Genomic DNA, 11,748 nt, shown 5'->3' with positions numbered 1-11,748 from the left:
TGGCCGAGGCGTCCACGCCGCCCTGGGCGCCTCCACCCGGCCGTGTTTGAGCCTCGCGCGCCGTCCCCGCGTCCTCACGCTCCAGGGCTCGCAGACGCGCCGCGGCAGCGGCTGCCTGGAAGGTGGCCACCACCTGCTCCTGGCCGACGACGTCCTCCCACACGCTCATCGTCCCACCTCCCTGCCGCCGTAGGTGGCCGCGAAGGCGCTCAGAGCAGCCCAGGCGCCGCCTGTTGGGTGAGGGACCTGGCTGTGGGAGGCGTCAGCCTGAGGGACATGGCCACCGGGAGACTCAGTCCTGGAGCGGATGAGCCTGACGACCGCGGCCGTAACCTGCTCGGCGACCTCCTCGACGCCGCGATCGGCATCGATGACGACGAAGCGCCCTGGCTCCGCTGCCGCCAGAGCCAAGAACTCCTCACGCAGGGCGACGTGGAAGGAGCTGGGCTCACGCTCCAGGCGGTCCAGGGCCGCGCGCTCGCCCGCACGACGCGCCGCGATCCCAGGCTCGGCGTCCAGCAGGATGGTCAGGTCCGGCAGCAGGCCCTGGGTGGCCCACAGTGACAGATCCCGAACCTCCTGGGACCCGAGGCTGCGAGCCGCCCCCTGGTAGGCGACCGAGGAGTCGAGATAGCGGTCCGTGATGACGACGCCGCCCCTGGCCAGGGCCGGGCGCACCCGGGTCTGCACGTGGTGGGCGCGGTCCGCGGCGTAGAGCAGCGCCTCAGCGCGCGCCGAGACCTCGCCCCCGTGCAGCAGGAGCCGGCGGATCTCGGCGCCCAGCTCGGTCCCACCGGGCTCGCGGGTGACCAGGCAGTCAACCCCGGCGGCCTCCAGCAGACCACTCAGACGGTGGATCTGGGTGGTCTTGCCGACGCCGTCGCCGCCCTCGAAGCTGAGGAACAGGCCTGGCCCGGCCTGGGAGCCGGGGGCGAGGGGCAGGTCACGGTGTTCGTGGGTCACGGCGCCAGGGTAGCCGGAGGGTGGGACACGAATCTGCCCGCGCCACCCACCCGCGGCGACAGTCGGCTCCGGCTAGGCCTGCGCGAGCGACTCGCCCGCAGGGCGGCGGGAGGAAGCCCGCACGGTCAGGCCCGGGGTCCGCGAGCGCACGGTCTGGCTCACGCCTGGCAGACAGGCCCCGAGATCATCCGCGAGCGGAGGTCTTCCTCTTCGTCGTCGTCGTCTTCTTCGCCGTCGTCTTGCGGGTGGTGCGCTTCTTGGCCGGCCCCTTGGCCCGCTTCTCCGCCAGGAGCTCATACGCCCGCTCCGGGGTGACCGTGGCCGGGTCGTCACCGCGACGCAGCGTCACGTTGGTCTCCCCGTCCGTGAAGTAGGGACCGAAGCGGCCGTCCTTGATCACCACGGGACGCCCCGAGACCGGGTCCGTGCCCAGCTCACGCAGCGGAGCCTTGGGAGCCGCCTGACCACGCCGGCGCTTGGGCTGGGCGAAGATCTCCAGAGCCTGCTCCAGCGTCACGGTGAACAGCTGCTCCTCACTCTCCAGGGAGCGGGAGTCCGTACCCTTCTTCAGGTAGGGCCCGTAGCGGCCGTTCTGGGCGGTGATGTCCACGCCCTCGGCGTCCTGGCCCACCACCCGCGGCAGGCTGAGCAGGTCCAGCGCCTGCTCCAGCGTCACCGTGGACAGGCCCATGCTCTTGAACAAGGAGGCCGTCCGGGGCTTCGGGCCCGTCTTGGCCTTGCTCGTCCGCTTCTTCGGCGCAGCCTCGTCCTGCGGCTCCTGCGTGCCCTCCGGCTCCGGCAGAACCTCGGTGACGTAGGGACCGTAACGCCCGTCCTTGGCGATGATGACGTGCCCGGTGGAGGGGTCCACGCCCAGCTCGCGCCCGTCGTCAGCCGCGCGCTCGAACAGCTCCTTGGCCTTGGCCACCGTCAGCTCGTCCGGGGCGACGTCGGCCGGGACGTTGGCCCGCTTGCCCTCCTCATCCTCCAGGTAGGGCCCGTAGCGCCCCACCCGCAGCGTGATGCCCTCACCGATCTCAATGGAGTTGACGGCGCGGGCGTCGATCTCGCCGAGGTTGTCCAGCATGGCCTTCAGGCCCTGCTCGGGCCCCTCGCCCGGCTGCGCTCCCTGGCCGTCGCCGTCCCCGTAGTAGAAGCGGGTCAGCCACGCCACCCGGTCCTCCTCGCCGGCGGCGATACGGTCCAGATCCGCCTCCATCGAGGCCGTGAAGTCGTAGTCAACCAGCTCGGAGAAGTTCTCCTCCAGCAGCCGGGTGACGGCGAAAGCAAGCCAGGTGGGTACCAGTGCCTGGCCCCGGTGCTCGACGTAACCGCGGTCAGCGATGGTGGACATCGTCGCCGCGTAGGTCGAGGGGCGTCCGATCTCCCGCTCCTCCAGGGCCTTGACCAGGCTCGCCTCGGTGTAGCGCGGCGGCGGCGTCGTCTCGTGGCCAGAGGCCTCGGCCACCTTGGCGTCCAGGACGTCCCCGACCTCCATAGCCGGCAGGCGTACCTCACCGGCGCTTGCCGCGCCCGCCTTGCCCGGCTCGGCCTCGTAGCGCTCAGCGTCCCGGCCCTCCTCGTAGGCGGCCAGGAAGCCACGGAAGGTGATGACCGTGCCCGACGCCGTGAAGCCGGCCGTACGGAAGGTGACGCCGGAGTCCCGGGCCCCACCCTTGGCCTCCTTGAGCGGGACCTCCACCTTGACCGTGGCGGTCTGGCCGACGGCGTCGGCCATCTGCGAGGCCACGGTGCGCTTCCAGATGAGCTCGTAGAGGCGGAACTGGGCGCCGGAGAGCGCACCGGCCACCTGGGCCGGAGTGCGGAAGTGGTCTCCGGCCGGGCGGATGGCCTCGTGAGCCTCCTGCGCACCCTTGGTCTTGGTGGCGTACAGGCGTGGCTTGGCCGGCACGTACTGCGCTCCATAGAGCTCGGCCACCTGCGCGCGAGCGGCCGCCACGGCCTGGCCGGACAGCACCGTGGAGTCCGTACGCATGTAGGTGATGTAGCCGTTCTCGTACAGGCCCTGAGCCACCCGCATGGTCTCGCGCGGGTTCATCCGCAGCTTGCGCGAGGCCTCCTGCTGGAGGGTGGAGGTGGTGAAGGGCGCCGCCGGGCGGCGCTTGTAGGGCTTGGTCTCCATCTCGGTCACGGTCGGGGCCGAGGCCATGACGGCGTCGGCGACGGCGCGGGCCCCGCCCTCGTGGAGGTGGACGGTGTGAGCCTTGACGGCGGCCGGGCGCAGGGCGCCGTCGTCACCAAAGTCACGTCCCGTAGCCACGCGGCGGCCGTCGAGGGTAGCCAGCCGTGCGGTGAAGGTGCGTCCGGACTCCTCCAGCGAGCCGGTGGTCCCCAGCTCGGCCTCCACGCCCCAGTAGCCGGCCGCCTTGAAGGCCATGCGCTCGCGCTCGCGCTCGACCACCAGACGGGTGGCCACCGACTGCACGCGCCCGGCCGACAGGCCCGCGCGCACCTTGCGCCACAGCACCGGCGAGACCTCGTAGCCGACGAGGCGATCGAGGATGCGGCGAGTCTCCTGGGCATCGACCCGGTCCGTGTCCAGCTCACGGGTGGACTCCAGGGCTCGGGTGACCGCCTCCTTGGTGATCTCCGTGAAGGTCATGCGCTTGACGGGGACCTTGGGTTTGAGGACTTCCAGCAGGTGCCAGGCGATCGCCTCTCCCTCGCGGTCATCATCGGTAGCGAGGTAGAGCTCGTCAGCGTCCTTGAGCGCCTTCTTCAGCTGGGCGACGGTCTTCTTCTTGTCCGGGTTGACCACGTAGTAGGGCTTGAAACCGTGCTCGACATCGACGGCGAACTTGCCGTACGGCCCCTTCTTCTCTGCCGCCGGGAGCTCAGAGGGCTGGGCCAGGTCGCGGATGTGCCCGACGGAGGCCTCGACGTCAAAGTCCGAGCCGAGGTACCCCGCGATCGAGCGGACCTTGTTCGGCGACTCGACGATGACGAGCTTCTTGGACACGTGAACCTTCTTCGGGGCCGGAGTGCGAGTATCGGACGCCTGTGCATAGGATCAGGGCACGGCAGCCGTGGACGTCCCGACTGTAACGCACTGGTGCGACGCACAGACTTCTTACATTTTCACAGCCTCATCACAGACGACTCGTGTTGACTTCAGGCTATGAGTACCCCTGCTACCACCCTGACGCGCCCGACGGCTCTCCGGTACGAGTTCTTGTCGTCGACGACGAGCAGATGCTGGCCGACCTTCTCGCCTCCGCGCTTCGTTACGAAGGCTGGGACGTGACGACTGCGGCCACCGGTGTCAAGGCTGTCCAGGCCGCGCAGGAGATCGAGCCCGACGTCGTCGTGCTGGACATCATGCTGCCGGACTTTGACGGCCTGGAGGTCATGCGTCGTATCCGTGGCCGCCAGCCTTCTGTCCCCGTTCTCTTCCTCACAGCCAAGGACGCGGTCGAGGACCGCGTGTCCGGACTGACCGCCGGTGGCGACGACTACGTGACCAAGCCCTTCTCCCTGGAAGAGGTTGTGGCACGTCTGCGCGCCCTGCTGCGCCGTTCCGGCGCCCACGCCGAGCAGGACGACCATGTGCTGGAGGTCGGCGACCTGCGCATGGACGAGGACTCTCACGAGGTCTGGCGCGGTGACACGGAGATTCACCTGACCGCCACCGAGTTCGAGCTGCTGTGCTACCTCATGCGCAACCCCCGCCGTGTGCTGTCCAAGCCGCAGATCCTGGACCGCGTGTGGAACTACGACTTCGGCGGCCAGGACAACATCGTCGAGCTCTACATCTCCTACCTGCGCCGCAAGATCGACAAGGGCCGCGAGCCGATGATCCACACGATGCGTGGAGTCGGCTACGTCCTCAAGCCGGCGGACGCCGCACCGCCGACGCGCTGAGGTGTGGGCGGCGTCGGGCGCCCCCGCGTACTCTCCCCCGGTGTCCGTGACCCCTCCGCCTTCTCAGACCGCGTCAGGATCCGGTGACGACAGCCCGCGGGCCTCTGCCGCCCGGGGCCACAGCCTGCGCACGCGCCTGGCCGTCGGCATCCTCGGGCTCATGTTCATCATGAGCGCGCTGATGGGGGTCTTCTCGACCCTCACCCTGCGCCACACCCTCATGGACCGCCTGGACACCCAGCTCCTGGCGGCCAATGAGCGTGCCGCCGTGCGCCGTCATGACATTGAGGACCGGCCTACCCAGGCGCAAGACAGCGGTGGCGCGATCTCCCCCGAGAGCAGGCCTGCCCAGGATCCTCCCGCCGGGCTCGATGCCGCTGGTCAGTCCACCGGCACGCTGAGCGTCGTCGCCTCGCCCTCTGGCGCCGTCAAGGCGGGGTACATCGACGCCCACGGGGTCTACCAGAACCTCTCCTCCGAGGAGATCTCGGACCTGCTGTCCCTCAAGGTCACTGGCAGGCCCGTGAGCACCTCCGTCGCCTCGCTGGGCGAGTACCGGGTCCTGGTGAGCGAGGAGTCAGAGACCGGCAAGATCGTCATCACCGGCCTGTCCATGGCCTCGGACAACGAGCTCATCCGTACCCAGCTCCTCGTCGAGGCCATCATCGCTGGTATCGGCGCCGTCATCGCCGCCACCGTCGGGCGCTCCATGGTCCGCGCCTCCCTCGGGCCGCTGGAGCGTGTGGCCGCCACGGCCGAGCGTGTGGCCTCCCAGCCCCTGGCCCACGGCGAGGTGCGCATCGACGAGCGCGTGGATGATGAGGACCTGTCCTCCTCCCAGGAGGTGGGGCAGGTCGGTACCGCGCTCAGCATCCTCCTCGACCATGTTGACTCGGCCTTGGCCGCGCGCCAGCGCTCGGAGACCCAGGTCCGGCAGTTCGTGGCTGACGCTTCCCACGAGCTGCGGACTCCTCTGGCCTCCATCCGCGGTTACACCGAGCTCATCCAGCGGGAGGGGGGCGACGTCGAGCTGCCTGTCTCCGCCGTCCACGCCCTGGACCGGGTCCGCTCCGAGGCCGTGCGCATGACCGGCCTGGTGGAGGACCTCCTGCTCCTGGCCCGCCTGGAGGCAGGTCGCGAGCTGCGTTACCAGGAGACGAACCTGCTGGGCATCCTCCTCGATACCGTTGCCGACGCCCGAGCGGCCGGCCCGAACCAGCAGTGGGAGCTCGACCTGTCCGCGCTGGCTGACGCCCCGGCGCAGGGGTCCTCCTCACAGGACAGCGATGAGGCGGCGGAGGCCGAGGACGGCGAGGAGGCCGAGCTCCCAGCGCTCATGGTGGACGAGGCGCGACTGCGCCAGGTTTTCGTCAACCTCCTCACCAACGCCCGTGTCCACACTCCCGCTGGCACGCACGTGGTGACGAGCCTGCGCTACGACACCCGCCCCGTGCCCCCGCAGCCGGCGGTTATGGAGGACAACGCCTGGGCGCCCGAGCCCTCCCGCGCACGCCGTCCGTCGGGCACCTGGTCATCTCGATCTCAGACGATGGCCCAGGGATCGGCCCAGCCGTCCGGGACCGGCTCTTCGCGCGTTTTGCCCGCGGTGACGCCTCACGCGAGCGGCGCACCGGCTCAACGGGCCTGGGCATGTGCATCGCGCTGGCCATCGTCCAGGCGCACGGCGGCGTCCTCACCGTCGACTCGGTCCGGGCCGAGGACTCCCCCGCGGGAGAGCACGGCACCACCTTCACGGTCCACCTGCCCGCGGCCTAGGTCTGCTACCCCTTAGCGCACCATCACTACCGCCGTCGCCACCCCTTCGCGCTCTTCGCTACCCCCTAGCGCGCGCGACGGGGTAGCGAGCAGCAGCTTGGGGTAGCGAAGGACAGAACGGGGTAGCCGCGGGCACCACGGGGTAGCGGCGAACAACACGAGAAGGCGCCCCCGCAACCGTTGATGGTTGTGGGGGCGCCTCGTCACAGCACCACGGCCCCAGGCTCCCGGACCAAGATCTTCCTCAGCCAGGACAGCTCCCGGGCCACATGTTCCTCATGTGAAGACAGCTCCCTGGCCAAGGCGTTCCCCAGCGAGAACACCTCCCGAGCCAGGACGTCCTTCCGCGAGGACCGTTCCTCAGCCAGGAGCAGTCAGTCAGGACACGAGGAAGCGCAGCACGTGCGCCGCCGTCGCCTGCATCTCACCCAGCGTGATGCCCTCCTCCTGGCCGTAGGAGTCCATGATCGCGTCATCGCGGACGGTGGAGAAGTGCTTGTCCCCACCGGGCATGAGCACATCCACACCTGCACGCACGCGGTAGGCCGAGTCACGCAGCGCCGGGAAGGTCGGGTCCTGAGCCATGCGCATCCACCAGTCAGTGATGACCAGGCCCTCGTAGCCCCACTCGCGACGCAGGATCGTGGTCACCAGGTCGTAGTGGTAGTGGGCCCACACGCCGTTGACCTTGTTGTAGGAGGTCATGAGCACCTTGGGAGCCGCCTCGGTCACCACGATCTCGAACCCACGCAGGTAGATCTCGCGCAGGGCGCGCTCGGAGACCCGCGAGTCATTGAAGATGCGGTTGGTCTCCTGGTTGTTGGCCGCGAAGTGCTTGGGGCAGGCAGCCCGACCGGTGGACTGGACGCCCGAGACCACCGCCGAGCCCATGAGGCCGGTCAGCAGCGGGTCCTCGGAGTAGTACTCAAAGCTGCGCCCGCACAGCGGGTCACGGTGGATGTTCATGCCGGGGCTGAGCAGGATGTCCGAGCCCAGCGCCGCCATCTCCTCGCCGTGCAGGGCCGCCATCTCCTCCACGGCCTCCGGGTCCCAGGTCGAGGCCAGGGCCGTGCCGCAAGGCAGCAGGGAGGCGGTCGCCGCCAGGCGGATCCCCGAGGGGCCGTCAGTCGTGATCGACGGCGGCACACCCAGGGCGCGCAGCTCCTGCGTCACGCCGCCCAGCGCGCCGGCATTGCCCTTGGCACCCAGCGGGGAGTCCATGGTCACGTCACCGTAGGCCAGGCAGGACAGGTCCTTGGGACTGAGGGAGACGACGAAGTCCTGCAGGCTAGCTCGGCCCGCCTGGACGTCCTCGAAGCGCACCGCCGGCTCGCCCTCACCCTGTGCAGGCGTCAGGGCCTGGGGCAGGCGGCTCAGGATCCGCTCACGCAGGTCCACCTCGCTGACCGGCACAGGCTCCGAGCCGCGCACGATCGTCCCGGACTCGTCCTCCTGACGCGCCAGACGCTCGAAGGGGTGGTCCGCGGCGGGGGCCGCAGCCTGCTCCAGCTGCTCGACGACGAGCGTCTCCTCGACCTCGACGCTGCCGGCAGCCTGGGCCGAGCGCACGTCGGAGCCGACGTAGAAGGTGTAGGTACCGGCCGGCAGGACCCAGGCGAAGCGGTGGCCGGTGACGCCCGAGTCGTCGTAGGAGGCCATGTCCCGCCAGGGGACGTCGATGACCTGCTCCTCACCCTCACCCGGTGCCAGCTGCTCGGTGCGTCCGAAGCCGGCCAGCTCACGCACGGGCTGGCTCAGGCCTCCACCCGGCTTGGCCACGTAGACCTGGACGACGGTCGAGGAGGGCAGGTCTCCGGTGTTGACGGCGGTGACGGCCACGCAGGCGCCGTCCTCGGTCAGCTCCACGCCCTCGCCGGTGATCTCGTGCTGGGAGTAGCCCAAACCAAAGCCGAAGGGGTAGAGGACCGCCTCGGGCGCGAAGGTCTCGAAGTAGCGGTAGCCGACGAAGACGTCCTCGGTGTACTCGTTGGCCTCCGGGTCACCGAAGTGGCCAGCGGACGGGTAGTCCTCGTAGGTCCGGGCGATCGTGTCCGTGAGGCGACCGCCCGGCTCGGCGGCACCGGTGAGGACGTCCGCGATGGCGCGGCCACCCTCCATGCCACCGCACCAGGCCAGCAGCAGGGCGTCCACACCCAGCTCCTCAGCCCAGGCCAGGTCCATGACGTTGCCGGTGACGACGACAGCCACGGTGCGCTCGAAGGAACGCACTGCCTGCTCCAGGAGGCGGCGCTCGGCGTCCTGGAGGTAGTAGGAGCCCGGTTCCAGGACGGACTCACGGTCCTCACCTGCAGCCCGGCCGATGACCACCACGGCGGTGCGCGCGCGCTGCGCGGCCGCAGCGACGACGTCGTCAGCCAGCTCCATCTCAGGGAAGCTCAGCGGCCACTTGCCCCACTCCGTGCCTGGGTCGACGGGGTTGGCCTGGCACCACTGCTCGTACAGGGCTGCCAGCTCGGAGTCGACGGCGACGCCCTGCTCTCGCAGGCAGTCCAGCAGGTTGGTGACGTAGGGCGCGTTGACGTCACCACCCGAGCCGTAGCCGACGGCGATCCAGTCCTTCTGGACACGGCCCAGCAAGGCCACCGGCTCGCTGGCCTGCAGCGGCAGCGTCTGGTCCTCGTTGCGCAGCAGCACAGCACCTCGGGCGGCCAGGGCCCGCACCGCACGAGCCAGCTGAGGGCTCAGCCGCGAGTCGGCGACATCGCCAGACCGGGTCGATGACTGGCTGAGCAGTGCCTCCTCAGAGCTGGCGGTCGCATCGGTGGTCATCCTGTTCTCCTTTGAGACGCGTGAAGGACATCGGCACTGCGAAGAGCGTACCGGGCATGACCTTCACACGAGCGGGACCGTCACCGCAACCGCATGACCCCGCACGACCTCGCCCGTCCTGAGCCTGGGGGCAACGGCGCCCACGGTGCCTCACGAACGCGGCCGCCCCAGGCCTGCCAGCAGCCCGATCCCGACCGCAGCCACGGCCACCGTCCCCAGCGCGCCACCGACGTAGGCCATGAAGGACACCGTTCGGCTCGCCGCGTTCTCCAGGCGGACCCAGGTCACCACCGTCAGCGCCACGCCGAGCACGCCGCACACCGCTCCGCCCCACACGAGCACCCGCAGGTGACGCGGGTGACGCGGGCGGCGAGCCACGCCGTCGCCACCGGCACGCGGGAGCCGGGGCGGATCAAGGTCAGCAGGTGAGTTCCAGGCCCCACAGGCCACAGCGAGGGCCGCCCAGCCCACTGCCAGGGCGATGGCCGCCACCACGTCAGCCGGTCGGTGCCACTGGCACACGAGGGTGGAGTAGCCCATGAGCGCCGCCAGGGCGGCACCTGCCCACGCCGCAGCGCTCCGCCAGGCTGGACCGACGACGAGCACCAGGGCCACGGCTGCCGAGGCGGCCATCGCCGTGTGGCCCGAGGGCAGGGTGTTCGCGCCGTCGTAGCGCAGGCTCACCCCGTAGTCCGGGCGCGTGAGCACCCAGTGCTTGAGGACCTGGGTCGAGACGTTGACGGCAACCACCACGGCCGCCGCCCACCAGGCACGCCGCCGGGCGCTGCCCCACAGGCCGATGACGAGGATGACCATGACCAGGGCGACCGCCGCGGGCATCGAGACGGTCGACAGCAGCCAGCGAGCCTGGCTGGTGACAAAGCGGGCCCCGATGAACGAGCCCGTGATCGCGGCCTGCTCCACCAGCTGGCCGGCGCGGGTGGCCACCATGAGGTACCAGCTGCCCAGCACCGTGGCGAAGCTGGCGAGCGCCAGGGCCACGGCACGCCGCCGCAGCACGACGGCGGTGCGCCCGAGGGAAGCCGCGCGCTGGGTACTCACAGCTCCACGAACCCGTCTGCGGCCAGCCGCCTGGTGGACTGGACCATCTGCGCCCGCAGTGCGGCCGGGTCCACCTGGAGCAGTGAGGCGACGGCGTCGGCCACCTGCGCCACGCTCAGCTCGCCGTCAGCCACTCCCGCCAGGGCCGCCAGGGCCGTGTCAGCCTGGATGGTGCGGGCGAAGCCAGCGCCCTGCCGCAGCAGGATGACCGTGGGCTCGTCGTCTCCGGGACGCAGGTGACGCTCCTCGGTGACGTCAGGCGCCAGGACGGGGTGGAGCTCGGCCACCTGCGCGTCGGTCATGGCCGCCAGGCCACTACGCACCTCGACCGAGCGCGCCAGGTGCTCGGCCAGCGGGCCGGTCGGCTGGGTCGCCACCTCCTCCAGGACCCGCCAGGGCTGGCGGGTCCCGCCGTCGTGCTGGGGGTCAGGGCGGTGCAGCAGGAGGTAGCCGAAGCCGATCTCCTCCACGCCACGCTCCTCGAAGTCCTCGATCCAGGCGCCCAGGGCCGCCTCGAAACCAGCCAGGTCCCTCTCCGGCACCGCACCGCCGTCGCGCAGCCACATGGTGGCGTACTCCACCGGGTCCTGGGTCTCGCGCTCGATGACCCACGCGTCGACGTCCGCAGGCAGCCAGGCCTCCACGCGCTCGCGCCAGTCCTGGAAGCGGTGGTGCTCCCAGTTGCCGAGCATGACCACCGTGCCCCCGACCTCCAGGTGATCGCCCAGCGCGGGCACGAGCTCGGGCAGCACCGGGCGCCCGGCGTCGCGGTACTCCATGAGTGGCAGCCCCGCTTCGCGCACGGCAGGCGGGGTCAGCACGAACGGAGGGTTGGTGGCGATGAGATCGAAGCGGCGTCCGGCCACAGGCTCCAGGAAGGAGCCCTGAACCAGCTCCAGGCGCTCAGGGTCCGCCCCGGCCAGGGCGGCGTTGAAAGCGGTGAAGGCCAGCGCCCGGGTGGAGATGTCCGTGGCCACCACGTGCTCGGCGTGCTGGAGGAGGTAGAGGGTCTGGATGCCGCAGCCGCACCCCAGGTCCAGGGCGGTGCGCACAGGCTGACGCGGGGTCAGGCTGGCCAGCGTCAGCCCGGCGCCTCCGATCCCCAGCACGTGGTCCGGTTCCAGGGCGCGCCCGGTCTCCAGCTCTCCCAGGTCCGAGGCAACCCACCAGCGCAGGTCGGCACCGTCCTGGCCCAGACCACTCACCTCGTGAGGGCGCAGGTCCACGCAGGCCCGGACTAGGGGCCCGCGCGCCGCGCCCTGGCTGGGTTCCTCA

Annotated in this window: 7 protein-coding genes and 1 pseudogene; 3 read left to right on the top strand and 5 right to left on the bottom strand. The window is 70.5% G+C overall.

Features of this window, described 5'->3' with window-relative positions; all coding sequences use genetic code 11:
* Nucleotides 1-165: 165 nt before the first annotated feature.
* Entirely contained in the window at nucleotides 166-963 is a 798-nt protein-coding gene (gene tmk, locus HMPREF0058_RS02060; protein WP_006548005.1) for a dTMP kinase, read from the bottom strand.
* A gap of 184 nt (nucleotides 964-1,147) precedes the next feature.
* Complete coding sequence (gene topA / locus HMPREF0058_RS02055) at nucleotides 1,148-3,943, bottom strand: type I DNA topoisomerase (protein ID WP_006548004.1); 2,796 nt, start codon at nucleotides 3,941-3,943, stop codon at nucleotides 1,148-1,150.
* A gap of 143 nt (nucleotides 3,944-4,086) precedes the next feature.
* Between topA and HMPREF0058_RS02050 the strand changes: the two genes are divergently transcribed.
* The 3 genes and pseudogenes from HMPREF0058_RS02050 to HMPREF0058_RS13105 all read left to right on the top strand — a co-directional run bounded on the left by HMPREF0058_RS02050 (nucleotide 4,087) and on the right by HMPREF0058_RS13105 (nucleotide 6,621).
* A complete protein-coding gene (locus HMPREF0058_RS02050) occupies nucleotides 4,087-4,845 on the top strand; it encodes a response regulator transcription factor (protein WP_006548002.1) in 759 nt (252 codons plus the stop codon).
* Between the two features lie 160 nt (nucleotides 4,846-5,005).
* Nucleotides 5,006-5,920, top strand: a pseudogene (locus HMPREF0058_RS13405) (histidine kinase dimerization/phospho-acceptor domain-containing protein); the annotation flags it as partial.
* Between the two features lie 410 nt (nucleotides 5,921-6,330).
* Entirely contained in the window at nucleotides 6,331-6,621 is a 291-nt protein-coding gene (locus HMPREF0058_RS13105) for an ATP-binding protein (protein ID WP_345908471.1), read from the top strand.
* Nucleotides 6,622-6,999: 378 nt separating this feature from the next.
* Here the strand turns inward: HMPREF0058_RS13105 and HMPREF0058_RS02040 are convergent, their stop codons facing one another.
* The 3 genes from HMPREF0058_RS02040 to HMPREF0058_RS02030 all read right to left on the bottom strand — a co-directional run.
* Nucleotides 7,000-9,411 carry a glycoside hydrolase family 3 protein gene (locus tag HMPREF0058_RS02040; RefSeq protein WP_006547999.1) on the bottom strand — a complete coding sequence of 804 codons (2,412 nt, stop codon included), beginning with the start codon at nucleotides 9,409-9,411 and terminating at the stop codon, nucleotides 7,000-7,002.
* Between the two features lie 150 nt (nucleotides 9,412-9,561).
* Nucleotides 9,562-10,473: a phosphatase PAP2 family protein gene (locus tag HMPREF0058_RS02035; protein ID WP_006547998.1), complete on the bottom strand. Its 912-nt coding sequence runs from the start codon at nucleotides 10,471-10,473 to the stop codon at nucleotides 9,562-9,564.
* The coding region (locus HMPREF0058_RS02030) for a methyltransferase (protein ID WP_006547997.1) at nucleotides 10,470-11,748 on the bottom strand (1,279 nt) is incomplete at its 5' end. The genes HMPREF0058_RS02030 and HMPREF0058_RS02035, both read right to left, overlap by 4 nt.

Origin of the sequence: Actinomyces urogenitalis DSM 15434, from assembly GCF_000159035.1 — a bacterium.
In the GTDB taxonomy this organism is placed as follows: domain Bacteria; phylum Actinomycetota; class Actinomycetes; order Actinomycetales; family Actinomycetaceae; genus Actinomyces; species Actinomyces urogenitalis.
The sequence above is the reverse complement of the archived record's forward strand: the minus strand, read 5'-3'. Positions and strand labels throughout refer to the sequence as shown.